Origin of the sequence: Neptuniibacter caesariensis, from assembly GCF_000153345.1 — a bacterium.
Taxonomy (GTDB): Bacteria; Pseudomonadota; Gammaproteobacteria; order Pseudomonadales; family Balneatricaceae; genus Neptuniibacter; species Neptuniibacter caesariensis.
The window spans coordinates 386,936-411,427 of sequence record NZ_CH724127.1 but is presented as its reverse complement, the minus strand read 5'-3'; the positions used below and the strand labels follow the sequence as shown (position 1 = coordinate 411,427).

General features: G+C 49.3%; 21 protein-coding genes. 14 read left to right on the top strand and 7 right to left on the bottom strand.

Annotated features, from left to right (window positions below; genetic code table 11):
- Positions 1-131 precede the first annotated feature (131 nt).
- Positions 132-476, top strand: a complete 345-nt coding sequence (locus tag MED92_RS15715; RefSeq protein WP_040663139.1) for an antibiotic biosynthesis monooxygenase family protein — start codon at positions 132-134, stop codon at positions 474-476.
- Positions 477-516: 40 nt separating this feature from the next.
- Here the strand turns inward: MED92_RS15715 and MED92_RS15710 are convergent, their stop codons facing one another.
- From MED92_RS15710 to MED92_RS15700, 3 genes are all read right to left on the bottom strand, one after another.
- Complete coding sequence (locus tag MED92_RS15710; protein WP_007022561.1) at positions 517-1,359, bottom strand: LuxR C-terminal-related transcriptional regulator; 843 nt, start codon at positions 1,357-1,359, stop codon at positions 517-519.
- Between the two features lie 135 nt (positions 1,360-1,494).
- Positions 1,495-2,877 carry an aspartate aminotransferase family protein gene (locus MED92_RS15705; RefSeq protein ID WP_007022560.1) on the bottom strand — a complete coding sequence of 461 codons (1,383 nt, stop codon included), beginning with the start codon at positions 2,875-2,877 and terminating at the stop codon, positions 1,495-1,497.
- Between the two features lie 254 nt (positions 2,878-3,131).
- On the bottom strand, positions 3,132-3,848 hold the full coding sequence (locus tag MED92_RS15700; protein ID WP_007022559.1) for a GntR family transcriptional regulator: 717 nt from the start codon (positions 3,846-3,848) through the stop codon (positions 3,132-3,134).
- Between the two features lie 266 nt (positions 3,849-4,114).
- On the opposite strand from MED92_RS15700, the gene MED92_RS15695 reads away from it, so the two are divergent.
- From MED92_RS15695 to MED92_RS15650, 8 genes are all read left to right on the top strand, one after another.
- A complete protein-coding gene (locus tag MED92_RS15695; protein WP_007022558.1) occupies positions 4,115-5,452 on the top strand; it encodes a glutamine synthetase family protein in 1,338 nt (445 codons plus the stop codon).
- Positions 5,453-5,773: 321 nt separating this feature from the next.
- Entirely contained in the window at positions 5,774-6,868 is a 1,095-nt protein-coding gene (locus MED92_RS15685; RefSeq protein WP_007022557.1) for a polyamine ABC transporter substrate-binding protein, read from the top strand.
- A gap of 191 nt (positions 6,869-7,059) precedes the next feature.
- On the top strand, positions 7,060-8,229 hold the full coding sequence (locus MED92_RS15680) for an ABC transporter ATP-binding protein (protein ID WP_007022556.1): 1,170 nt from the start codon (positions 7,060-7,062) through the stop codon (positions 8,227-8,229).
- Complete coding sequence (locus MED92_RS15675; RefSeq protein WP_007022555.1) at positions 8,226-9,182, top strand: ABC transporter permease subunit; 957 nt, start codon at positions 8,226-8,228, stop codon at positions 9,180-9,182. Before MED92_RS15680 ends, MED92_RS15675 begins: the two co-directional genes overlap by 4 nt.
- Positions 9,182-9,997 carry an ABC transporter permease subunit gene (locus MED92_RS15670; RefSeq protein WP_007022554.1) on the top strand — a complete coding sequence of 272 codons (816 nt, stop codon included), beginning with the start codon at positions 9,182-9,184 and terminating at the stop codon, positions 9,995-9,997. Before MED92_RS15675 ends, MED92_RS15670 begins: the two co-directional genes overlap by 1 nt.
- A 105-nt stretch (positions 9,998-10,102) precedes the next feature.
- Positions 10,103-10,828: a glutamine amidotransferase-related protein gene (locus MED92_RS15665; protein WP_007022553.1), complete on the top strand. Its 726-nt coding sequence runs from the start codon at positions 10,103-10,105 to the stop codon at positions 10,826-10,828.
- A 222-nt stretch (positions 10,829-11,050) separates the two neighbouring features.
- Positions 11,051-12,985 carry a methyl-accepting chemotaxis protein gene (locus MED92_RS15660; protein ID WP_238321525.1) on the top strand — a complete coding sequence of 645 codons (1,935 nt, stop codon included), beginning with the start codon at positions 11,051-11,053 and terminating at the stop codon, positions 12,983-12,985.
- 499 nt (positions 12,986-13,484) lie between these two features.
- Positions 13,485-14,030, top strand: coding sequence for a hypothetical protein (locus MED92_RS15650; protein WP_007022550.1), 546 nt, complete (start codon positions 13,485-13,487; stop codon positions 14,028-14,030).
- A 44-nt stretch (positions 14,031-14,074) separates the two neighbouring features.
- Here the strand turns inward: MED92_RS15650 and MED92_RS15645 are convergent, their stop codons facing one another.
- Positions 14,075-14,977: a LysR family transcriptional regulator gene (locus MED92_RS15645; RefSeq protein WP_040663131.1), complete on the bottom strand. Its 903-nt coding sequence runs from the start codon at positions 14,975-14,977 to the stop codon at positions 14,075-14,077.
- A 131-nt stretch (positions 14,978-15,108) separates the two neighbouring features.
- Here MED92_RS15645 and MED92_RS15640 point away from each other — a divergent pair, with 131 nt between their 5' ends.
- Complete coding sequence (locus MED92_RS15640) at positions 15,109-15,393, top strand: DUF1330 domain-containing protein (RefSeq protein ID WP_007022548.1); 285 nt, start codon at positions 15,109-15,111, stop codon at positions 15,391-15,393.
- Positions 15,394-15,526: 133 nt separating this feature from the next.
- Here MED92_RS15640 and MED92_RS15635 read toward each other — a convergent pair whose 3' ends face one another.
- Entirely contained in the window at positions 15,527-16,402 is an 876-nt protein-coding gene (locus MED92_RS15635) for a LysR family transcriptional regulator (protein WP_007022547.1), read from the bottom strand.
- A gap of 121 nt (positions 16,403-16,523) precedes the next feature.
- Between MED92_RS15635 and MED92_RS15630 the strand changes: the two genes are divergently transcribed.
- The 3 genes from MED92_RS15630 (at position 16,524) to MED92_RS15620 (ending at position 20,081) form a co-directional block, all read left to right on the top strand.
- Complete coding sequence (locus tag MED92_RS15630; protein ID WP_007022546.1) at positions 16,524-17,186, top strand: FMN-dependent NADH-azoreductase; 663 nt, start codon at positions 16,524-16,526, stop codon at positions 17,184-17,186.
- A gap of 195 nt (positions 17,187-17,381) precedes the next feature.
- Complete coding sequence (locus MED92_RS15625) at positions 17,382-17,978, top strand: DJ-1/PfpI family protein (RefSeq protein ID WP_007022545.1); 597 nt, start codon at positions 17,382-17,384, stop codon at positions 17,976-17,978.
- A 366-nt stretch (positions 17,979-18,344) separates the two neighbouring features.
- Positions 18,345-20,081 (top strand): DUF262 domain-containing protein, encoded by a 1,737-nt coding sequence (locus tag MED92_RS15620; protein ID WP_040663128.1) that lies wholly within the window; start codon positions 18,345-18,347, stop codon positions 20,079-20,081.
- 152 nt (positions 20,082-20,233) lie between these two features.
- Here the strand turns inward: MED92_RS15620 and MED92_RS15615 are convergent, their stop codons facing one another.
- Positions 20,234-21,367, bottom strand: a complete 1,134-nt coding sequence (locus tag MED92_RS15615) for a polyamine ABC transporter substrate-binding protein (protein ID WP_007022543.1) — start codon at positions 21,365-21,367, stop codon at positions 20,234-20,236.
- Positions 21,368-21,450: 83 nt separating this feature from the next.
- A complete protein-coding gene (locus tag MED92_RS15610; RefSeq protein ID WP_007022542.1) occupies positions 21,451-22,797 on the bottom strand; it encodes a glutamine synthetase family protein in 1,347 nt (448 codons plus the stop codon).
- 355 nt (positions 22,798-23,152) lie between these two features.
- Between MED92_RS15610 and MED92_RS15605 the strand changes: the two genes are divergently transcribed.
- Positions 23,153-24,436 carry an NAD(P)/FAD-dependent oxidoreductase gene (locus tag MED92_RS15605; protein ID WP_007022541.1) on the top strand — a complete coding sequence of 428 codons (1,284 nt, stop codon included), beginning with the start codon at positions 23,153-23,155 and terminating at the stop codon, positions 24,434-24,436.
- Positions 24,437-24,492: the final 56 nt, after the last annotated feature.

The window sequence follows — 24,492 nt, the reverse complement described above, 5'->3', positions numbered from 1 at the left end:
CCTCGCTACAGTGTTTATTTAAGATAAATGCTGATCATGCCGGGCTTTTTTATTGCCAGAGTATTTTCAGGTGGAGTGGTTTAAGATCAGAGCAAGGGATCATAGGTACTCTAAAGAGAGGGGGAATAGGTTTGCTGGCAGTTATTTTTGAGGTGACACCGACTAAAGAGGGGAAAGCTGAATATCTGGATATAGCGGCTGATCTGAAACCGCTTCTTCAGGATATTGACGGCTTTATATCAATTGAGAGATTTCAAAGTCTGGTCAATGAAGACAAAATTCTCAGCCTGTCGTTCTGGCGTGATGAGGCAGCGATTGCCGAATGGCGAAACCTGATGGCCCACCGAAGCGCACAAGGGAAAGGTAGGGATAAGTTATTCGACAGTTATCGGATTCGTGTGGCGCAGGTTGTGCGCGATTACACTGACGTCGAGCGAGATCAGGTGCCTGAAGATTCTAAGAAAAGCCTGGGCTAATTAGACTCTGTGGATTCTTCTTTAGATTCAATTCCGGACTCTAATGGCTCATAGCCGGCTGAGGTATACCCGAAGCCGCAGCCTCAAGCTCATTCAGATGAGCGAGGAACAGGGTAAAGATTTCCGACTGGGTCGAGGTGTTCAGTCGGGTGTGAATATTCTTACGATGCACCTTCACAGTCCCCAGGCTGATATTCAGCATATTGGCGATCGCTTTTGAAGAGTGGCCTTGCAGAATCAGTCCGGAGATCTCCTGCTCGCGTCGAGTGAGCACGCCGCTGCCAAAGGTATTCAGAGCCTGTTTCATGGCGCTATCGGATTTCTCGTACTGCACATATTCCTGAGACTGGGATAGCCAGAACTGTCTTACCAGTGAATTGATCGTCGGATAAGCATCGTTAAGGCGGTGCAGCTCTGCACGGGTGATCGTCCCCAGGTTGGTTTTACGGCCCAACGAGATCGCGCAAGTGACGCTCTTATCCAGCTCTATCACCAGATTGATCTCATCGACCAGATCGAAATTCCGGTAACAGCTTAAATAATACTCTGAGGTTTCGAATGAGTCCGGGGCGATCTCAATTAGTCGTCCTACATGGGGAATGCTGCCAGTTTGAATCTTGTTGAACAGCGGATCGAGAATAAACGACTTTTTCAGGTAGTTTCGCAGGGTAGGGCTTTGTTCCGCCGGATTAGTCGGGTGCAGGATAATCGGCTTAAGGGATTTCTTAAAGGTCACCATCAACATCGTGTCGAAGTGACAGAGTGTGGCTAAGAAGTCTTCCAGTGCCTTGGGAAAGCTGCGCAAGCGCGTGTGATCAATCAGGTTAGCCAGATCTTTATATGTGTCCGCAACGCTATTATCGTGGTTATGTCGTTGAGTCATCAGGTTCACCTTACACAGCTCAAGCTGCTTACTTTATTACACTATCCCTAGTTTAGACCGAAGGAAAAATGCTGGCGGCACTGCCGCCAGCGAAAAGGAGCTTATCGGATGTCTGAGAGGCTCCACATGGTACTACTAAGAGACAGATTTAAGGGTTAGGTCGAAGCAGAGGCGGGCTTTCTCTATCAGCTCATCTACTTCATCACGGCTAATCACCAGAGGCGGTGACAACACCATACGGCTACCCACAGCACGCATGATCAGTCCGTTGTTAAAGCAGTGATCACGACAGATCATTCCGATATCCAGATCGTCCGGGAACAATTCTTTAGTGGCTTTGTCTTTAACCAGCGCGATACCTGCCACCAGACCAACACCTTCAATATGGCCAACCAGTGGGTGTTCACCCAGAGTGTCACGAAGCTTCTGCTGGAAGTAAGGGCCAATGTCATTAGCGACGTAATCGACAATATTCTCTTCCTTCATCAGACGGATATTAGCGATCGCAACCGCCGCAGATACGGGATGTCCAGAGTAGGTGTAACCGTGGTTAAAGTCGTCATCATGTTCGATCAATGCATTACTGATACGATCACCTACAGCAACGGCTGCGATTGGCAGGTAACCAGAAGACAGGCCTTTCGCCATGGAGATAATGTCAGGTGTAATGCCCAATGTTTCACTGCCGAACCAACTACCTGTACGGCCAAAGCCACAGATGACTTCATCCGCCGCGAGCAGAATGTCGTACTTCTGGCAGATCTTCTGAATCTCAGCCCAGTAGTTAGCAGGAGGAACGATAACGCCACCGGCACCCTGAATCGGTTCGCCAACGAAGGCCGCAACATTATCCGGGCCGACTTCAAGAATCTTCTCTTCCAGCGCTTTAGCACAGGCAATACCGAACTCTTCTTCACTCATGTCGCCGGCTTCGCCATACCAATAAGGCTGACGGATGCGCTCAATATTTGGAACCAGAGGCGCACCTTGTTTGTGCATGCCGCTCATACCGCCCAGGCTTGTGCCGCCTACCGTACTACCGTGGTAAGCATTTTCACGGCTGATCAGAATGTTACGGTACGGCTTGCCTTTGATCGCCCAGTACTGACGCACCAGCCGAATGATCGTATCGATCGCTTCTGAGCCGGAGTTAGCAAAGAAGATATGGTTCAGGTCACCCGGTGTCACGCTGGCAATTTCACGGGCCAGTTCTGCAACAGGGGTATGTGTGGTCTGGAAGAAAGTATTGTAATAAGCCAACTGGTTCATCTGCGTGTTTGCCGCTTCAACCAGCTCTTTACGGCCGTAGCCCATATTCACACACCAAAGACCGGCCATGCCGTCGATGATCTTGTTACCTTCACTATCCCAAAGGTAAACACCTTCGCCTTTGGTGATCACGCGTGCGCCTTTTTTATTCAAGGCGCCGGTGTTGGTAAATGGGTGTAGATGATGTTCTGCATCCAGTGCCTGGATATCAGCGGTTGTTGCAGAAGCTTTGTTGTTATCGTCTAGCATCTCTTTCTCCCAACACGGCTTTATCTGTTAAGAAAGCCGAACTCTTGGCAAATTTGTAATTCTTTTTTGTGATCAAATTCAGGGCGCATAACTGGCTTTGAATGTGATCATTTAAATTCATTTTGTGATCACAAAATTGGAAAGTCAACAAAAAAACTGCAAATTTATTACTGGAGAAGGCAACTAGGAGTGTGAAAAAACTTTAGGAAAAGGGCGGTGGTAAGCGTGGGAGTAACTGCGTTACTGGTTGATATTTAACCAGTAACGCCAGAAGATTGCTCTATAAAAGTGTGCAGAAGTTCAGGGGTTCCAGCGAAAGCGATACCCTCTCGGATATCGGCAGTGATCGCCAGTTGCAGGGCAAAAGCATCCTGTTTTTCGATCGCGCTCATCGCTTCATTATGTCGATCGATCAGGTAGTGTTCTTCCAGCCGGCTGGTCGCCAGGCGCATAAACGGGCCCAGTTGTAACCACAGGCTTTCAATCAAAGGTAGCGTCACCTGGTGGGGGTTAGCTGTATATAAAGAACGGTGAAAATTCTGATTCAGAATGCTGACCTGTTCCAGGTTACCTTCCTCCTGGGCCTCATCAATCAAGCGATCCAGATCACGTAGTCCTTGCAGCCTCTTGCTGTCTATATAAGGCAGGGCGCGGGCTGCGGCGTGGGATTCAATGGCAATTCGGGCTTCGCAAAGCTCGTTGAATTTCATCGCAGTCATCTTCGGAACCATTACGCGACGGTTGCCCTGAATTTCCAGCGCATTCTCTGCCGCAAGTTGGCGCAGCGCCTCACGCACCGGCATCGGGCTCACATCTAGAATGCTGGCCAGTTCACGAATGGTCAGGGCTCTGCCGGGCAGAATCTGACCATTCATTACCGCGTAACGAAGGGTCTGATATACCCATTGGGTGATAGTTACAGACTCATCGCGCTCGGTTAAGGTAATTTTTATCGGAGATTTCTTGTCCATGTTCTTTATAAGGCTTGGCCGCTTTTTCTCCTATTCTAATGCGATCACGTTTTTGGGTTAAAGTCTTTTTGAATAAAAGTTAACCTTGACCAAAAAATAAAAATGTGATCACATTGTTTAAAAGTTTGTGATCACATTTGCGATGTCTGCTCTATCCTTAATAGGTAATGCCTTTATAGGAAGTAAAGCGAAAGATCGTCAGCAAAAGGTGGCACAGTAAGCACTGCACCGATAAGTGCGAAAAAGATTTCGAGAGAGAATCTTATATGTCTTCTAATAACGATAAAGAATTTGATCTGTTTATTACCGACCTTAACGGTAATCTTCGCGGCAAACGTATGCCTGCGAATGCTTTAAGCAAAGTGATGGAAGAGGGGGTAAAACTACCTCGCTCTGTTATCGGCTTTGATTTCTGGGGTGATGATGTACTGGACAACGGTCTGGTATTTGAGACTGGCGACAGTGATGGCATCTGCATGCCAGTACATGACGAAGCGGTACCTGTACCTTGGGCTGACTCCCCACGTAACCAGATTCTGGCAACTATGTTCAACCCCGATGGTACGCCTTTTAGTGCTGATCCTCGTCAGGCGCTGAACGCGGTTGTTGATCGTTTTAAGAAACTGGGCCTGACGCCGGTTGTTGCAACCGAGCTTGAGTTCTACCTGATGGACGGTAAGTCCGAAGAAACTCAGCGCCCACAGCCACCTATTCTAGTAGAAGGTCACGGTCGCCGTCTGGCGGAAACTGACTGCTACTCGATCGATGAGATGGACGGTCTGTCTTCATTCTTTGCTGAAGTACGTGAAGTGTGCGAACAGCAGGGTGTGCCTGCTGACACCATTATCTCTGAGCTTGGCCCTGGCCAGTTTGAGATCAACCTTAACCATGTACCTAACCCGATGCTGGCTGGTGATCAGGCGATCATGTTCAAGCGTCTCGTACGCGGTATTGCACGCAAGCACGGATACTCCGCAACCTTTATGGCGAAGCCTTATGCCAACAAGAGCGGTAACGGTTTCCACGTGCACTTCAGCTTGCTGAATGAAGCAGGTATCAATGTCTTCGATAATGGTGGAGACGAAGGTACCGATGTACTGAAGCATGCGGTTGCAGGCCTGATGAATACTATGGCGGACAGCATGCTGGCGTTCGCGCCGCATATGAACTCTTACCGCCGCTTTATGGTGGGTGCGCACGCGCCGACTTGTGCAAGCTGGGGCTATGAAAACCGCACTGTAGCTATTCGAATTCCAGACAGCCCGCCGGTTGCCCGTCGTATCGAACATCGTGTAGCGGGGGCCGATGCGAACCCTTATCTGGTGTTGGCAACGATTCTGGCGGGTGCTTTATATGGTATCGAGAACAAACTGATGCCGCCTGCGCCGATCGCTGGTGATGCTTATACCGAAGCAAACCAGGATCTGATCCTGCCAAATAAGTGGGATGATGCGACAGATATCTTTAATCGCAGTGATGTGATGCGCGAATATCTGGGTGAAGAGTTTGTACGGGTCTTTACCGCAGCGAAACGTCAGGAGCTGCGTAAATTACACGCGCAGATCTCCGATATAGAATACGAATCCTACCTCGGATTTTTATAATAAAACGGCCCCTTATAGTCTTTAACTAATTGATTGTAAGGGGCTTTTCAAAATACCCACTGGGGGGTATATAGATAACCCAGAGGGTAACGTACATTCAAATTAACATACCCAAAAGGTGTGTTAAGGGAAAAGCCCGCAGAGGCTTCCCAAATAGGCCAAAGCGTCAGTTCAGGAATCACCAACAACCCGGACTGACCAGAATAAAAACAAAAAGATTTCTGTTGGTTTCCCGGAGAACAGGCCGGGGAATAACCGAATAGAAGAATGCTGATGGTATGTACCGAGAGAGTATATGCCGCGCCTAAATGGAGAATGTTCATGCACCACAAGAAACTAGGTTTAGCTGCTGCGCTGACTGCTGTCATTTCAACCTCTGCAATCGCAGAAGATAAAGTTCTTAACGTTTACAACTGGTCTGACTACGTTGATCCGGCGATCATTGAAGCGTTTGAAGCAGAGACCGGTATCAAAGTTAACTACGACGTTTACGATTCCAACGAAGTACTGGAAGCGAAACTGATGTCCGGTGGCAGCGGTTACGATGTTGTAGTACCAACCGGTGCTTTCCTGGAGCGTCAGATTCAGGCAGGTATCTACAAAGAGATCGACCGTTCTAAACTAACTAACTACGCTAATCTGGATACCGTACTGACCGACAAGATTTCCCGTCATGATCCAGACAACAAGCACAATGTTCCATGGGCATGGGGTACGATTGGTTTAGGTTACAACGAAGCGATGGTTAAAGAACGCCTGGGTCCAGATGCAAAACTGGATTCTCTGGATATGATCTTTAAGCCAGAAGTGGCTGAGAAGCTCGCTGATTGCGGTATCGGTATTCTGGATTCTCCGGCGGAAGTGGTTTCAGTAGCCCTGAACTACCTGGGTATGGACCCTAATTCTGAGAAGAAATCCGATCTTAAGAAAGCCAAAGCACTGCTAAGCTCGGTTCGTCCACACTACAAATACTTCCATTCCAGCAAGTATATTGCTGATCTGGCCAGCGGTGAGATCTGTTTAACTCTGGGTTACAACGGAGACGTTCTGCAGTCTCAGAGCCGTGCTGAAGAGACTGGTCAGGGCCACAAGATTGGCTACAGCATCCCAACTGAAGGCACACTGGTATGGTTTGACCTGATGGCGATCCCATCGGATGCGCCACACCCGGAAGCTGCACATAAGTTTATCGACCACATGCTAAAAGCCGAAAGTGGCGCTGGTGTTGCGAACTACGTCTACTATGCCGTTGCAAACAAAGCATCTGAGCCTCTGTTGAACCAGGATGTCATCACAAATCCGGGTATCTACCCATCGGATGAAGTAAAAGCCAACCTGTTTACCCAGAATGCGCACACTGCAAAATTTGACCGTCAGCTGACGCGCGCATGGACCTCTATCAAAACCGGCCGTTAGTCCTACACTTATGAGGGGAAGCATGCTTCCCCTCATCACTCCAAACGGAGTTACTAACTCAGAATTTTATGCAGAGTTTTGACTTAGTAACTTCCAACCGGGAGTTCTGTGCTGTTCCTGTTGTTTCGCTTTAACGCTTAGCTTCCGGGATTCCAGAGTGACCAAATAAGAATAAGTAATCGGGGTTTGTTATGACTTCCTCACAGCCGATCGATACGCAGAACGCTACTGCAACGGCAAACAGCAATGTACCTTTGTGGAAACAACAGGATGCAGAGCCTTTCCTAAAAATTGAAAACATCACGAAGAAATTCGGTGAGTTCACAGCGGTGGATAATATCTCACTGGATATCTACAAGAATGAGCTGTTCTGCCTGTTGGGTGGTTCGGGTTCCGGTAAAAGTACGCTGCTGCGTATGCTGGCAGGGTTTGAATCTCCCACAAGCGGCCGGATTCTGATCGATGGTGTTGATATGGCGGGGGTTCAGCCATGGAAGCGCCCGGTCAATATGATGTTCCAGTCTTATGCCTTGTTCCCACACTTGAGTGTGGCAGATAACGTAGCCTTCGGCCTGAAGCGTGAAGGCGCGTCGAAGCATGAGGTGAAGAAACGTGTGGCTGAGATGCTCGATATGGTTCAGCTTGGCCACCTGGGTAAGCGCAAGCCGCACCAGCTTTCCGGTGGTCAGCGCCAGCGTGTAGCACTGGCTCGTTCTTTGGTAAAACGACCAAAACTGCTATTACTGGACGAGCCATTGGGCGCACTGGATAAAAAGCTTCGTGAAGAGACCCAGTTCGAGCTGATCAATATTCAGGAAGAGCTGGGTGTCACCTTCGTGGTAGTAACCCATGACCAGGAAGAGGCGATGACCCTGTCGACCCGTATCGGGGTCATGAATCACGGTGTGATCGTCCAGACCGATGAGCCACACGATGTATACGAATACCCGAACAGCCGCTTTGTTGCTGAGTTTATCGGCTCGGTGAACCTGTTCGAAGGTAAGGTGGTTGAAGACCAGCCCGCGCATGTTCGTATCGATTCAGCAGAAGCCGGCGGTACGTTGTTTGTAAACCACGGCATCAGTTGCGCGCCGGAACAGATTGTTCATGTGGCGCTGCGTCCAGAGAAGATCAAAATCTCCCATAACCGACCTGACCAGACAGAAAACTGCATTCAGGGTGTGATCGAAGAGATCGCCTATATGGGAAGCCTGTCTGTATTTAAAGTGCGCCTGCCAAGTGGCAAGGAAGTGCGTGTCACTCAGCCAAACTTTACCCGTCATATGGGCGAACGCTTCACCTGGGAAGATAAAGTGTTCTTGTCCTGGGATGAAGATAGCAGTGTGGTACTGACGTCATGAGTATTTCGACCGGTTCTGTATGGGTTGATGGTTCATCATCCCGCATGCAGCGCTACAACATTTTTCGCCGGGTGAACTGGGGGAGATTCGCTGTAGTCGCTATTCCCGCTTTCTGGCTGGGGATCTTTTTCTTTATCCCGTTTCTGGTGGTGTTCAAAATCTCCCTGTCAGAAACGGCGATCGCAGTGCCTCCCTATACACCACTGCTGGAGTGGGATCTGGAAGAGGCCTATATCAATCTCAAGATAAGCCTCGGTAACTATCTCTACCTGTTGGAAGATGCCTTCTATCTGGAGGCTTACCTCAGCTCGATTAAGATCGCTGCAATCTCCACGTTCTTTACTCTGCTGATCGCATTCCCGATCGCTTACCTGATCGCACGCAGCGATGGTTCGCGTCGGGCACTGCTATTGGCGTTGGTTATTCTGCCATTCTGGACCTCATTTCTGCTGCGTGTGTATGCATGGATGGGCTTCCTGAAAAAGAACGGTATTGTTAACGAGTTCCTGCTGTCGCTGGGCATCATTGACCAACCCTTGGTCATGCTACAGACCGATTTCGCCGTGTATCTGGGTATCGTCTATACCTACTTGCCATTCATGGTGCTGCCGCTATACAGCGCACTGGAAAAGATGGATATGACGTTGCTGGAAGCCGCTGAAGATCTGGGTTGTCGTCCGGCTCAAAGCTTCTTCCTGATCACTTTGCCACTGGCCATTCCAGGTATCGTCGCCGGCTGTCTGTTGGTGTTTATTCCGGCGGTGGGTGAGTTTGTTATACCTGCACTGTTGGGTGGCTCCGATACGCTGATGATAGGTCGGGTGCTCTGGGATGAGTTCTTCCTCAACCGAGACTGGCCGATGGCCTCAGCGGTTGCCATTGTCATGCTTATAGTACTGGTACTGCCGATCATGCTGATCCGTAATGGCCAGGGTAAAGGGGAGGCGATCTGATGCAACGTAAGTCTCTGTTTCTAAGATTTAGTGCAGGTTTTGGTTTCCTGTTCCTTTACGCGCCGATTATTGCGCTGATTATCTACAGCTTTAACAAATCCAAACTGGTAACGGTTTGGGGTGGCTGGTCCCTGAAGTGGTACAGCGAGCTGTTCCAGAATGATCAGATCATTGATGCGGCACTCCTCAGTTTGAAGATCGCCTTTATCAGTGCCACCGTTGCGGTGGTGCTCGGTACCATGGCCGGTTACGTGCTAAGTCGCTTTGGACCGTTCCGCGGCAAGATGATCTTCTCCGGCTGGATTACCGCACCACTAGTGATGCCAGAGGTGATTACCGGTCTCTCCCTGTTGCTGCTGTTTGTGGCGCTGGAAGGGATGTTTGGCTGGCCGTCAGGTCGTGGTACAGGAACCATTATTATCGCCCACGTGACCTTCTGTATGGCCTACGTAGCGGTGATTGTTCAGGCACGTTTGTCCTCAATGGATGAAACCCTGGAGGAAGCGGCGATGGACCTGGGCGCTAAGCCAAGTTCACTGTTCTTCCTGGTCACGCTGCCGTTGATCGCACCGGCAATAATCTCGGGCTGGCTGCTGTCGTTCACGCTGTCTCTGGATGATCTGGTTATTGCCAGCTTCGTATCCGGCCCGGGTAACAGCACCCTGCCGATGGTGATCTTCTCCAAAGTGCGTTTGGGGGTAACACCGGAAGTGAACGCACTGGCAACCATTATGATTGCGATTGTTGCGATCGGGGTGATTGCTGCCATGTTCCAGATGCGCCGACAGGCTCGTCTGCTGGCGAAGCTGGACTAGTTGGAAAGTTTAGCCAGTCGTTAAGTTTATTGTTTGTATTAATACCGATAGTAGCCCCGTCTGCACCCGTGGCTACTATCACCACTGATTCTTAAGGGTTACGTCATGAAAATTGGTATCCTCGCAACGGGTATTACCCCGGATGAACTGTTGAGCGAATACGGCTCCTATGCGGAGATGTTTGTACAGTTATTTGATCAGGCGCAGCAGCGTTTTGAGTATGAGACCTTTGATGTCCGTGACGGGCATTTCCCCGGCGGTGCAGAGCAGTGCGACGGGTGGATCATCACCGGTTCCAAGTTCAATGTTTATCAGAACCTGCCGTGGATGCAGCAGCTAAAATCACTGATCCTTGAGATCCATGCGGCGAACAAACCGATGATCGGTATCTGCTTCGGTCATCAGATTATCGCCGAAGCTTTTGGTGGTCATGTGGATAAATATCCGGGTGGCTGGGGTGTTGGTCTGCATAGCTATGAGCTGCGTGGTGAAACCGCGTTTATCAATAACGCACCAACGTCCTTCACGATCAGTGCGATGCACCAGGATCAGGTACTCAATAAGCCGGACAATGCACAGGTATTTGCCACGTCTGACTTCTGTCAGTACGCGGGCCTTATCTATGATGACCGTATCATCACTTTCCAGGCGCACCCGGAATTTAATGTCGCCTATGAAGATGCGCTGGTAGATCTGCGCAAAGGCTCGGTGATTCCAGAGCAGACCGCAGAGCAGGGTTTATCCACACTGCGTGAAGACGGTGCAGCAACTGACTCGCTGGTCGTAGCAAGCTGGATGGCCGACTTCCTGAAAGCGCGTGCCGCTAGTTAATAAGTACTTACATTAAGTACACTTCGCAGCGGGACGGAAACCAGTCCCGCTGCTTTCTCGCAAAACCGTTCCACTCTGATTGTTCAGCTTGTGCTGATAGCACAGGTCGGGGCCGCTTTGTGCCTGCATTTCGGTGAAAACCGCAAGAGTGGCTAAATGCAGGAGAAAGATATGAAACTCTCAGTTTGTCAGCGTATCGTGCTCACCATCGGTGTCACGCTGGTGCTGTTCCTTGCCACTTCATCTGTCGCTTATTTCAGTTTTAACTCGGTCAGCCAGCAGGTGAATCAGGTGATTCATGAAGCGGCGCCCCGGGTGAATATCAGTGCCAGCCTGCGAGCTAACCTGGCCGATACCAAATATATCCTGCTGGAATACCTCACCACCGAAGCCAGTGATGATGCACATACCCAGAAGGTGACTCAGCAACTCAAGCAGAGCCAAAGTGACTTTCAGGCGAACTTCAACGCCCTGATCGGCATCGAAGGCCAGACCGATGCGGTGCAAAAGATGGAATCGGTTACCGCGCAAGTCTTTCAACTGGCTGAGCAGATCGTCGCACAGAAAGCCCGTTACCTGAGCGAGCAGCAGCATATAGCGACCCAGGCGGAGGAGTATAAATACCTGGCTGAAGAGCTGGGTTTTACCCTGGCGGATCTGCTCCATGAAGAGTTCCGTTATGAGTTCCTGAAGCTGGTTAAACCTATGCAGGATGATATCGCTTATCTGGTCGGCAAAGTCGCAGCGCTGATGCAGGAAACCGACCCGGCCAAGATGGATAAAATTCTGGCAGATATCAACATATACGTGGGCCGCATCGACCAGGCCCAGGCTAGACTCAAAGCCTTCGAAGAGGACGCTTACGATTCGGTTGCCGAGATCTGGGTACCCTATAAAGCGCAGCTGACCGAAGAAGATCTGACCCTCAGCTCCTACCTGCAGGCACAGGAAGCGCAGCGCAACTCTGCCCAGCTGTTAAAAGGGATCGAGCAGCGAGTTAGCGAGAATGAAACCCTGATCGCCCAGTTTATTCACAGTGCCCAGCAGCAGGGCAAAGTGGTAGAGCTGCAAGCGGATGAGACCATCTCCAATGGCAAGGTGCTGATTGTTCTGGGCACCCTGGCCGCGGCGGTAATTTCGGTCCTGTTCAGCTTTAGGCTGGTCTCGCACCTGCAACGGTCATTGCGCCAGGTGGTTGAGGGGATGGGGCGGATCGCCTCCGGTGAACTAACTACCCAGCTGGAAGTAAAAGGCAGCGATGAGCTGGCCTCGCTGGCGGAAAGCACCAATGCTTTGTCGAAAGATCTGCGCCATCTGGTGGAGCAGATCGTTACCACGGTAAACGAGGTGCATAACACCGCTAAAACCAGCAGTGATATCAGTCGTGAGACTCTAAACGGGGTTGAACAACAAAGCCTGCAAAGCGCCCGCCTGGCGGCAACCGCCACCCAGATGGAAGCCAGCGCCAGCGAAGTGGCTCAGCATGCCGAGCAAACCCTTAACGATGCGATGAGCGCCCAGCAAACCCTGCAAACCAGCAATGGGCAACTGTTGAAGAACAGCCAGTCGATCAGCCAGCTAGCCAAGCAGGTGACCCGCTCTATGCAGGGGGTGAAAGACCTGAAAGCCCACAGCGATTCCATCAGCGATGTGATCAATGTCATTCGCGAGATCGCCGAACAAACCAACTTGCTGGCACTTAATGCAGCGATTGAAGCCGCCCGTGCAGGGGAAACCGGGCGGGGTTTCTCGGTAGTGGCAGACGAGGTGCGCTCACTGGCAAACCGCACGCAGGGCTCGATCAGTGCCATCGAAGAGATGGTCAGCAACCTGCAGCAGGGCGCAGAAAATGCAGTGAATACCATGTCTGATTGCTCGGAAGAGGCGATGAGTTGTTCACAGGAGCTGGATCGCTGCACCCATGAGATCAATCAGGTGGTCGCTGCCGTTGAACGGATGCGCGAGATGAACTCCCATGTGGCCAATGCCACCGATGAGCAGAGCGCCACCGTTGGGGATATCAGTCAGAGCCTGGGCGAGATCAACCTGATTATGGCAACGACCACCGATGGGGCAGAACGCTCCGCCGGGCAGAGCGAGTTTTTGCTGGATCTGTCGGATAGTCTGAATGGGCTAGTCAGGCGGTTTAGGGTTTAACCAGTCACAGATTTTGTGAGCTATTTCTTAGTTAGTATGAACCAATATTTGGTTTATATGAGCTAATATTTAGTTTATATAAGCTAAAACTTGGTCTATGATTGCTGCAATAATAGAAAGTTTCAGCGGGTTTGGCATGATAGAAGGGCTACTAGGGAGTATCAGTAAGGAGCGGGTACTCATCTACATTTTAGCGAGGGGGGAAGGTTATCCGAGGGAGATAGCTTCATTCTTCGATGTGCCGGTCACCCCGATTAAGAATCAGATGAAACAATTGGAAGATTCAGGCATCTTAATTTGTCGGCTGGTAGGAAGAACTCGGGTTTATAGTCTTGATCCACGTTGTGTGTATAAGGCTGAGTTGGAAGCGCTTATTAACAGGGTGCTTGAGTTCTACCCAGAAAACTTGAGAGTGGCTTTGTTAGAGAACAGAAGGCGGCCGAGAAAAACGGATAAGCCTTTAAAGAATCAAAATTTTTAATTCATCAGGGGGATAGCAATGGAACTGGCAACCCTTGAGCCTGAAGACCTTGCAGGTTTTATAGGCTCTCATCTTCAATCAGAAGGAATTGATGTCACCTTAGTAGGTGGTACATGTGTTTCAATTTATTCTGACAATCTATACCAGTCAGATGATCTGGATTTTGTCGATCGCTCTTACACTGCCCCGACAAAGCTGAAAGTTGCAATGGAGAAGATCGGCTTTAAGCAAAAAGGGCGTTGTTACGAACATCCGGATTGTCGTTATCTGGTTGAGTTTCCACCAGGTCCCTTAGCTGTAGGCAACGAACCGGTTAACAACTGGGTTTTCATTGAAACACCACTCGGTACCTTTTCGTTAATATCAGTGACAGACTGCATAAAAGATAGGCTTGCGGCGTTTATGCATTGGGGGGACCGAGAGGCTTTAAAACAGGCGGTTTGGGTAGCCAGAGATCAATCTGGCCAGTGTGATTTGAATGAAATTGAGCAATGGGCTCTCAGAGAAGGAGGCCAAACGGAGTTTCAGGAATTCAGCGAAATATTAAATAGCGGAGGTTTCTAAGCGCTTTATTGAACTTCGCTGGATCTGTCTGCAATTTACCGTAACTAGCCGTTCACAACACTAAAGTAATGCTTCACCAACTGGTAGAACCGTTCCACATAAGCGGGTTTGTTGCTTTGGTAACGGTGCAGGAAATAGAAATGCCAGGGGCGACCATGATAGTCGGGTAGCAGATGTACCAGATCACCGCGGTTGATCTCCTGCTGGCAGACGAATTCAGGTAACAAGGCGATACCCATATCTGAAAGCGTCATCTCGACCAGTGTGGTGAGGTTGTTGGTCAGGGCGTAATGCTCCAGCGAAAACAGCAGATCCGTACTATTGCGCTGATCGATTAATGTCAGTTTATGGTTTTGCCAGTGGCTGGCCAGGTACTTGTGCTCGGTAAGATCGTCCAGTGATTCCGGTGTGCTATTACGTTGCAGGTAGTTGGCGGTTGCGCAAAACAGGTCACGCACTTTACCGATCGATTGGGCCTTGTAATTACTGTCTTTGAGCGTGCCGCCAAAAATAGCCGCATCCAGTTGATGCTCAATCAGGTCCTGCCATCTGCCTGTGACAACCAGTTCTGGTTTGATCAACGGGTATTCCAGGCACAGCTGGTGCAGGGCGGGCACGATAATATTCCGCTCGAAAAACGGTGGCAGTGAGATTCTGAAGGTTCCGCTGGGCTGATCTTTAACCTTCTGAATATCATTAACAGCGTTTGCCAGCTGTTCGCTTAACAACTCACTTCGCGCAAGCAGTGTCTCACCCACCTGGGTTAGCACGACACCGCGCGTGTTTCGTGCCAGCAGTTGCAGGTCCAGTTCGGCTTCCAGACGCTTTATCTGTTGGCTGATCGCGGACTTGCTCAGTCCAAGCTTTTTTGAGGCACCGGTAAAGGAGCCTTGCCTGGCGACTTCAGCAAAAATAAGCAGCAGAGGGGCGAGTTTTACTGTGTTCATATTTTTAAACAATGAGTTAATTGTATGTCTATTGTTCAAGTTTGTTGTGCTGCCTATCCTTTGTCAACACGCTCTTTTTGATAAAAGAGTTCATTGAAAAACAAAGCACAAAGGCAAAAAAGGACAGGTAAATGAGTAGCTATATTGTTGTTGAATCTAATGTTCTAGATAGCGAAAAACTGGCGCAGTACAGCCAGCTGGCAGCGCCGACTGTGGCAAAGTTTGGCGGCAGGTTTATTGCAAAAGGGCCTGCACAAGCGCTGCATGGCGATCAGGCGTATGTAGCTAAAGCAGTGATTGAGTTCGCCACCGAACAACAGGCGAAAGATTGGTATCACAGTGAAGATTATCAGGCCCTGATTGAGCTAAGGAATCAGGCCCTGGATAGCCGCTTCCAGTTAGTCGCAGGCTTGTAAGGGTTTAATAGATACCAGACGCGATACCATCGTAAACAAACACTGTAGCGAGGCACGTCCCGTGCCGATTGTTAGTCATTTCTGCACGGGGGCGTACCTCGCTACGTAATTTTCTTTCGACCTTGTCGATGCTTCAGATGTACCCTTCTCGGAATGCCTCGAACGCCTGAGTCAGCCAATGGCTAAAACGCTGAATAGCGCCCAGATCCTTGCGCGCCGGGTTCATGCGCAGCCAGTAGCTATAACCACGGAAGGGCGTGATGGTGTTATCTGGAACAATCCAACCCTGCTCAATGGCACTGGTCGCTAGTACATCACTCAGTAGGCCATAGCCTTGCCCGGTCATAATCGCCTGCAAGACAAAGAACTCCTGAGGGAAGGTTTTCACCTGGTACTGAGAAGCATCAAAGTGAGATCGCAAGTCGATATTATTCAGCAGGTCATTCTCGGGCCATTCAGTCACAAACAATACCGGTTTTTCATGTCTTTCAGGGTTGAAGTTCGGGCGCTTGTAGAGGCTGACCTTTTCATGGCCCAGCAGAATTTCATCGGCTATCTGTTCGTCTTCCCCGTAGCGAAGTGCCATATCGATATGCTGCTCTCGGGACAGATCAACCAGGCTATCGCTGGCGCAGATCTTCAGCGGGTTTTCTGGAAACTGATTATTGATAGTCGTGCTTCGCGGGGTTAACCATAGGGCTGCAAACGAGTTACAGCAGGAGATACTGATATCTGATTTAGGTTGCTGCAACTCGGCCACCAGATGATCCAGCTGGGTCAGGTGGGTTTGGCAGGCCAGGGCAAGCTTGCTGCCCGCCGGGGTCAAACTGATCGCACGGGTATGCCGTTCAAACAGGTTCAGGCGTAGCTGGGTTTCTAGGGCTTTAATCTGATGGGACACCGCAGTAGGGCTAATATTCAGCACTTTGGCCGCGGCCTTAAAGCTTAGGTAATGCGCCGAGATCGCAAAGGTACGCAAGTAATTCAGTGATGAGATTTGTTCTAACATCTGGATAACCAAACTATTGGGTTATGCATAATTTAAACTTATTTATGCTGAGTTAAAACTCAATTGTCTGAAGAGAGCGCTTACTCACACAATAAACCTAACCCATATTGTGGAGAGTGAAATGAAAAATCTTTTACATATTGGCGCTAGCGTGCGCCCTTATCACCTAGAAGAAACCGAACACCAGTCGATCTCGCGGATGCTCGCTATGACCTTCATAGAACAGTTCAGGGAGTCCTATAAGCAAACAGAAGTTATCCAACGGGATCTGTCCGTAACCCCGCCTGCCTATATCGATCAGCGTTTTGTTGCTGCGTCATTTGCTAAAGGGGAGCTAAGCCCCGAGGAGCAATCCGTGCTGGCGGAATCGGATCGGTTAATAGCAGAAGTGGTGGACGCCGATATTATTTTGATCTCAAGCCCTATGTATAACTACGGGATGCCAGCAGTGTTGAAAGCCTGGTTCGATCAGATTATCCGTATCGATAAAACCTTCAGTTTTGATCTGGCCCGTGGCGATAACCCGCTACGCCCGATCCTCAAAGGAAAACAGCTGGTGTTGCTGGCCTCCTGGGGCGAGTTTGATTTCTTAAAAGGACAGAGCAAATATGCATTCAACCATCTATCCAGCCATATAGAGCAGTTAGCTCCCTACCTTGGCGCAGAACAGTTTTACGAGATCGCCTCTGAATATCAGGAGTTTGACGATCAGCGCCATGAGCAATCCAAAGCCCGGGCGATCGCTAATGCCAAAACCTTAGCCCGCGATCTGGCGCTGGCTTAAGCCTAAGCCCAAGCCCTATAGAACAGAGAAGAGAGCGGAAAGAGGAAAACTAACTACAGAGGGCATCGGGGGGTATAGCAATCGGCTGATTGAAGGGATAAGTTAATGGATAGGTTAAGGTATAAATTAAAGGCCAGCTTCACTGGCTAGTTAGCTTGAACCACTATCGATCAATCTGAACAACTGAGGCGCTATATGGACATCGCAATCCTGACATTCGAAGGTTTTAACGAACTAGATTCCTTTATCGCCTCGGGCATTCTTAACCGCATGAAGCCAGAAGGCTGGAACGTGCAGATTACCTGCCCCACTGAAACCGTCACCTCAATGAACGGGGTAACCATTCAGGCCCAGCAACCGCTTGAGTTTGCTAACACAGCCGATGTGGTGCTGGTGGGCAGCGGTATGCTGACCCGTGATATAGCAAAAGATCCAGCGATCTTAAACCGCTTAAACCTTAACCCGGAAACACAACTGATCGGCGCACAATGCTCCGGTACCTTACTGCTGGCTGCGATGGATCTGCTCGGCAGCGTTCCGGCCTGCACCGACCTGACCACTAAACCCTGGGTGCAGGAAGCGGGCGTAAACGTGCTTGATCAGGCCTTCTATGCCGAAGGCAACCTCGCCACCGCCGGTGGCTGTCTGGCCTCTCAATATCTGGCGACCTGGGTGATCGCTAAACGGGCGGATTCGGAAGCGGCAAAAGCGGCGATCCACTATGTCGCCCCAGTGGGGGAGAAAGAGGCTACGGTGGAGCGCTGTTTGTCTGCGGTTGAGGCTTATCTGTAAGGCTTTTCTTTTGTCCCATTCCTAACAGGTCATCCATTAGTTGATATAGACCAAGAAATGGTTGTTCTCACTCTTGTATTTATCTAATAAAGCAGTTAAAAATTAAGCACTTAGGGATATGACTGTGTGAACTCGTTAGCACGGCAGCTTATCAAAACGCGCATGCTTGTTTTTATCGTAGGAAAATGGCGGTGCTGTCTAAAAATTATTTAGATTCAATCGATTGCTGCTCTTCTTGTTTTCCGTGTTGTCAGCAAAACGCGCACGATCGTTATTAAAATCTTATGCGATATTCATTCAAGTTTACGAGTTAAGAATATTATAAAGGAGATAAAAGTGGCAGATTTAGCATCACAACCCACGTAAATACAATCAGTATATAATTGGTACAAGGAAGGTAAGCTCAACGTTAATCGCCGTTATCAAAGAAAACTAGTTTGGACATTGGAAGAAAAGCAAAAGCTAATAGAGTCGATTATGAAGAAGTACCCGATACCCGCGATATTAATTGCGGAGAGGGATACTTCAGGCGAATTCGAAATAATTGATGGCCTTCAAAGGCTACATGCGATTATCTCATTTATCGAGACTTCTTTTCCAACGCTAGATGGTAACCATTTCAATCTAGAGTATTTCCCAACTGCGAAAAGCCAAGCTGATGAGGGAGTATTTCAGTCGAATCAAACGGGAGAGTTAATCGAACGAAGTCAAGTGTCAACAATACTCGATTATACTCTGGCTATTTCAGTAATGCGTAATGTTACTGAAGATGAGGTTAATGATGTATTTGATAGAATCAATACATATGGTCATAGATTAAGTGATCAAGAGAGGCGGCAAGCCGGAGTACAGAATGAGTTTTCAGATATAGTGAGGCATATTGCTTGCCAAATTCGTGGAGATGATTCTCTTGACACTGTCCCTCTAAGCTTGATGCCGGCCATAAGTGTTGATTTGCCAATGGCTAAACATGGTTATGAAGTAAGAGCCGAAGAGGTTTTCTGGGTAGCACAAGGCATTCTTCGATCTACCGATCTGAGAGATAGCCTAGATGAGCAATGTATTGCTGATATAGTTGCATCTATCGTTCGCGGTGAGCTGGTCACAAGGTCAAAAGACGCCTTGGATAAAATATATCTCAATGGCAGTGACCAATGTAAAAGAGTACTGGATTCATTGGATGTTTATGGCTCGACAAAAATTTCCGAGGAATTTAAATACTGCGTTGAGGAAATTGAAAAAATATGTAATGCAGATGGTTTTGAAAAGTTAAGAGATATTATTTTTAACAAGTCAACGACAAACCCATTTCCATCAACATTTGCAGCATTATTCATCGCACTGCATGAACTATTCGTTCAAGAGAGCAAAATCATTTCAGACTATTCATCTGCAAAAGCCTCTATAAACAATCTAACTGCAAGAATCGAATCTAGCAGGAAAGCGGGTTCCCCTGAAGAAAGAAGAAAAAATATTGATACGATAAAGGGACTTGTTTCGGGTTCTTTTGTTGATTCAGACAATACTAATCACATCTACGGAGCGCACTCTACCGTTGACATACAAAGTTCAATTCGGCGCTCTGAAATCGAACTTGCAAATTATGAGCTGAAACAAGGCTTACTAAGCCTAAGTCCTGAGAGGAAAGTAGACAACAATATAATAGAAAAAATAGTCAAGACAATCTGTGCGATGGCTAATAACGGGCCTAATAACAGCAGTAAAATTATAATTGGAGTGGCTGATAAGGAAGCTGATAAAAATAGAGTTCATGAGCTTGATGGCATTGAAGCAAGAAAGATAGGTAAACGTTATGTTGTAGGTGTATCAAGAGAAGCTACAGTTTTAGGAATTACGATTGAGCAGTATTTTTCAAAATGGAAAGATGGCATCAGAAATTCAGACTTATCCATTGGTTTGCGTGATCAAGTATTATCAAATATTGATTTTAATGACTTTTATGGCTTGGGCATCATTACAATAACCATTCCACCACAAACTGAGATGTCATACGTAGGTGAAGAGACGTATTTGAGAAGTGCTGATGACACGATTCAAGCGACAACACCAAAGCAGATAGCAGCAATTGCAAAGAGATTCTAAGACTGCGCGCATAACAAATCAAAGCACTCGGACGCAGAAAGCTGCTCGTGTTTGAGGCGTTACCCCACAAAAAAGCCCCGGCAAGGCCGGGGCTGAAGACTCGTCTGCACCAACAAGTCTAAAAACGACTACTAAGTATTTCTAACCAGCGATCAACGACCCGCTTTGATATCGGACCAGACCCGGTTACGAATCTTGGCGATCTTCGGCTGGACCTGCTCACTGATAAACAGGTTTGCTTTGGTCTCTGGGGTTGGGTAGATCGCCGGGTTGCCTGCGATCTCCTGATCAATAAGATCGGTCGCGTCTTTGTTCGGGTTGGCATACCACACGTAATCGGTGATCTCAGCGATTACATCCGGGCGCAGCAGATAGTTGATAAACTTGTGCGCGTTTGCAGCGTTCTTGGCATCCGCCGGGATCAGCAGCATATCGAACCAGATCTCGCTGCCCTCTTTAGGGATGCTGTACTCAACCACGATACCGTTACCGGCTTCTTCGGCGCGCGCCGCGGCCTGGAAGATATCCCCGGAGAAACCCACCGCGACACAGCTATCACCATTCGCCAGATCGTTGATGTACTGGGAGGAGGTAAACTGTTTCAGATAGGGGCGGGCATCCTTAAGGGCTTTAACCCCCGGGCTGCTCGGTTTGAAATCTTTACGGCTGTTGGAGTTCGGATCCATACCGGCGTAGATCATCGCAAAGGAGAACATCTCATCCGATGAGTCCAGGAAGGTAACGCCACAGGATTGCAGCTTTTCCATATACTTCGGATTAAATACCAGCTCCCAGCTATTGACCGGCGCATCTTCGCCCAGCGCGGCTTTGACCTGTTCCGGGTTATAACCGATACCGGTGGTGCCCCAAAGGTAAGGGATGCCGTATTTATTGTCCGGGTCTTTCTTTTTCAGAGTGTCCATCAGGCTCGGGTCCAGATGCACCATATTTGGCAGCATGGATTTATCCAGTGGCTGGAAAATACCGGCCTGGATCTGCAGAGCCATAAAGTGTGAGCTGGGTACTACCAGATCATAACCTGAGTGACCGGCCAGCAACTTGGCTTCGAGGGTTTCGTTACTGTCGTAGACATCGTAGGTCACTTTAATGCCAGTCTCTTGCTCAAAGCGCTCGATGGTGCTTTCAGCGATATAGTCGGACCAGTTGTAAAGTTTTAACTCTTCCTGCGCCATGGCGGTTCCACTCAGAGAAGCCAGACCCATTCCCAGGCCCAGAGCCGCGGCCGGAAGGCCAAGTTTAAAGCGAGAGGGTTGCGCTGTTTTCATTATTTTCTTGCCTCACATCTTTAGTTTTGCAGCCTGCTCCGGACACAGAGCAGGCGCTGTCTTAAGTAAAATCTTTCAGCGGATTAAACGTTCAGAAGCAGGTACTCACGTTCCCAGGAGCTGATCACTTTGTGGAAGGTTTCAAACTCGGCACGTTTCACGCCGATATAGGCTTCAACAAATTCAGACCCCATGATTTCACGCAGTTCCGGGCACTCTTCCAGCAGGCGAAGTGCCTCTTCCAGGGTGCGGGCCAGTTCCACTGCATCGCCTTCTTCCGCTGCCGCATCGGTTGTAGGCTTGGTTGGCTGAAGCTTGTTCTTCAGGCCCAGGTAGCCGCAGGCGAGGGTGGCCGCAATGGCCAGATAAGGGTTGCAGTCAGCACCCGGGAAGCGGTTCTCGATACGGGTGGCTGCTGGTACTGCTTCCGGTGCACGAAGCCCGGTGGTGCGGTTATCGATACCCCATTTCATGTTCACCGGTGCGGACATCTCCGGCGTGAAACGACGGTAGGAGTTAACATTCGGCGCAAAGAAGCTGATCGCGTTCGGCGTAAACTTCTGCAAGCCGCCCAGGTAGTGGTAGAACTGTTCAGAGAAACGCTCGCCCTCTTTACCGGCAAAGATGTTTTCGCCGGTTTCGATATCCACCAGGCTCTGGTGAATATGCATGGAGCTACCCGGCTCAACCTGCATCGGCTTAGCCATAAAGGTGGCATAGACACCGTGCTTCATGCCGGTTTCACGCAGGGTGCGTTTAAAGGTGAATACCTGATCGGCCAGATCCAGCGGGTCGCCGTGGAGGAAGTTGATCTCCATCTGTGCCGCACCAGTTTCATGGATCAGGGTATCTACGTCCAGTCCCTGCGCTTCGCAGTAGTCATATAACGTGTCGATAATTGGATCGAACTCGTTTACCGCATCAATACTGTAAGACTGGCGGGCGGTTTCACGACGCCCGGAGCGACCAATTGCCGGCTTTAGCTCATAGTCCGGATCGGTGTTTTTCTGGATCAGGTAGAACTCGACTTCCGGTGCGATCACCGGTTTCAGGCCTTCCTTCTCATAAAGCGCCAGTACTTTGCGCAGTACCGAACGGCAAGAGAGCGGGTGAAGTTCCCCATCAACGGTGTAGCAGTCGTTGATTACCTGTGCGGTGGGTTCGTTAGCCCAGGGCACCAGGCGCAGTGTATTCGGGTCGGGCTTCAGGACCATATCACGGTCACTGGCATCGACGATGTCGTAATGGTTGTCTGCCCAGTCTCCGGTGACGGTCTGTACCAGCAGGGTTTCCGGGATACGGCCGCCTTTTTCAGCGAGGAATTTCTGGGTTGGGTAGAACTTACCGCGGGCATTACCTGTCATGTCCGGTAGGGTGGATTCTACTTCGGTAATCGCGTTCTCTTCGAGAAACCTGGTAACGGCTTCCATAAATCACCTATATCAATTCTTATTTTTTGCCTTGCGGCTTTAGCTTTCACTTTAGACCTTTCTTCTTAAAGGTGCTGTGGCAAAAAGCGTCAATGTCTTTAAATCGAATAATAATTCGGATTGATCTGTTGTGTGGGTTTGCCTAATTCGAATTATTATTCGGTTTTTAGGCTAAATCACGAAAACGGTTAAATCAACACCTAAATTTAAAAAAGTTACAAAATTATTGGCTTGTAAGGTTAAATAATTCGAACTATTATTCGGTTTGTTGTGTGGTCTCGTTTCATTTTATGGGTATGAATGCGTCGCTTAAGCAACCTTTTAAAGCTTAATTCGGCGTTTTGGGGACAAGACTATGAATCCGAAAGGATATGAACCTTCTTACTATGTTGCTTCCGCTAACGGGAAAAAGGATTACCCGTCACTTAAAGGGGAAGTCGAAACTGATATCTGTGTGATCGGTGCGGGGTTTACCGGCCTGTCAGCAGCACTGCATCTGGCAGAAAAAGGTTACGCGGTAACCCTGTTGGAAGCTGAGCGTGTCGGCTGGGGCGCATCGGGCCGAAACGGTGGCCAGGTGTGCCAGGGGCATAATATGAGCCCCCCAGATCTGATCGCTAAGGTCGGCCGTGAAGCGGCGGATGCCCTGTGGGATATGTCACTGGAATCGGTGGATCTGGTCCGTGAACTGATCGCTAAGCACGAAATTGATTGCGACCTGAAAGCTGGCGTGATCCATGTGGCGGCCAAGGCATCACACAATGCCGAGATCCGCGAAACCGTTGAGTACAAACAGAAAGTGCTGGGCTACGACAAGATCCACTATGTAGAGGCTCAGGAAGTATCCGACTTGCTCGGTACTGATCGTTACTTTGCCGGTGAATACTGGAGCGATGCGGCCCATCTGCATCCGCTGAACTATGCGCTGGGCCTTGCCGCTGCAGCTGATAAGGCCGGGGTGAAGATCTACGAAAACAGCCGGGTGACTGAATACAGTACGGGTAGCCATTCGGTGGTTAAAACCGATCAGGGTCAGGTGAAAACTAAGTACATTCTGCTCGCCTGTAACGGTTATCTGGGTAAGCTGGAACCGCGTATTGCCGGTAAAATTATGCCGATCAATAACTTTATTCTGGCGACTGAACCGCTAAACGATGAGCTATGCCGTGAGATCAATCGTGATGATCTGGCGGTCGCTGATTCCCGCTTTGTGATTAATTACTTTAAGCTTTCCGGTGATAACCGCCTGCTTTGGGGCGGCGGTGAAAACTACAGCAATAAGTTCCCGGCTGATATTGGCAGCTTTGTCCGCAAGTATATGCTGGAGTTCTATCCGCAGCTGAAAGATGTGCGTATCGATTACGGTTGGGGCGGTACCCTGGCGATCACCCTGAACCGGATGCCTTACTTTGACCGGGTGGAAGAGAATCTGTTTGTGGCACAGGGCTACTCCGGCCATGGTGTGGCGCTGGCTACCTTGGGCGGTAAGTTGATGGCGGAAGCAGTGAGCGGTTCCGCCGAGAAGTTTGATCTGTTCGCTAACGTACCGACGCCGACTTTCCCTGGCGGAACTTTGCTGCGCTTCCCCGGGCTGGTGGCCGGGATGCTCTATTACTCGCTGCGAGACCGTTTTTTCTAATCTGATCTGATTCGAGGTCGCTTTTAATTTATACTAGCCGGCTCAGGATAATTTCG

Bases quoted from the DNA above. Each gene is read 5' to 3' on its own strand.
- MED92_RS15710 (WP_007022561.1), bottom strand. From the start codon at position 1,359: ATGACTCAACGACATAACCACGATAATAGCGTTGCGGACACATATAAA.
- MED92_RS15705 (WP_007022560.1), bottom strand. From the start codon at position 2,877: ATGCTAGACGATAACAACAAAGCTTCTGCAACAACCGCTGATATCCAG.
- MED92_RS15700 (WP_007022559.1), bottom strand. From the start codon at position 3,848: ATGGACAAGAAATCTCCGATAAAAATTACCTTAACCGAGCGCGATGAG.
- MED92_RS15695 (WP_007022558.1), top strand. From the start codon at position 4,115: ATGTCTTCTAATAACGATAAAGAATTTGATCTGTTTATTACCGACCTT.
- MED92_RS15685 (WP_007022557.1), top strand. From the start codon at position 5,774: ATGCACCACAAGAAACTAGGTTTAGCTGCTGCGCTGACTGCTGTCATT.
- MED92_RS15680 (WP_007022556.1), top strand. From the start codon at position 7,060: ATGACTTCCTCACAGCCGATCGATACGCAGAACGCTACTGCAACGGCA.
- MED92_RS15675 (WP_007022555.1), top strand. From the start codon at position 8,226: ATGAGTATTTCGACCGGTTCTGTATGGGTTGATGGTTCATCATCCCGC.
- MED92_RS15670 (WP_007022554.1), top strand. From the start codon at position 9,182: ATGCAACGTAAGTCTCTGTTTCTAAGATTTAGTGCAGGTTTTGGTTTC.
- MED92_RS15665 (WP_007022553.1), top strand. From the start codon at position 10,103: ATGAAAATTGGTATCCTCGCAACGGGTATTACCCCGGATGAACTGTTG.
- MED92_RS15650 (WP_007022550.1), top strand. From the start codon at position 13,485: ATGGAACTGGCAACCCTTGAGCCTGAAGACCTTGCAGGTTTTATAGGC.
- MED92_RS15645 (WP_040663131.1), bottom strand. From the start codon at position 14,977: ATGAACACAGTAAAACTCGCCCCTCTGCTGCTTATTTTTGCTGAAGTC.
- MED92_RS15640 (WP_007022548.1), top strand. From the start codon at position 15,109: ATGAGTAGCTATATTGTTGTTGAATCTAATGTTCTAGATAGCGAAAAA.
- MED92_RS15635 (WP_007022547.1), bottom strand. From the start codon at position 16,402: ATGTTAGAACAAATCTCATCACTGAATTACTTGCGTACCTTTGCGATC.
- MED92_RS15630 (WP_007022546.1), top strand. From the start codon at position 16,524: ATGAAAAATCTTTTACATATTGGCGCTAGCGTGCGCCCTTATCACCTA.
- MED92_RS15625 (WP_007022545.1), top strand. From the start codon at position 17,382: ATGGACATCGCAATCCTGACATTCGAAGGTTTTAACGAACTAGATTCC.
- MED92_RS15615 (WP_007022543.1), bottom strand. From the start codon at position 21,367: ATGAAAACAGCGCAACCCTCTCGCTTTAAACTTGGCCTTCCGGCCGCG.
- MED92_RS15610 (WP_007022542.1), bottom strand. From the start codon at position 22,797: ATGGAAGCCGTTACCAGGTTTCTCGAAGAGAACGCGATTACCGAAGTA.
- MED92_RS15605 (WP_007022541.1), top strand. From the start codon at position 23,153: ATGAATCCGAAAGGATATGAACCTTCTTACTATGTTGCTTCCGCTAAC.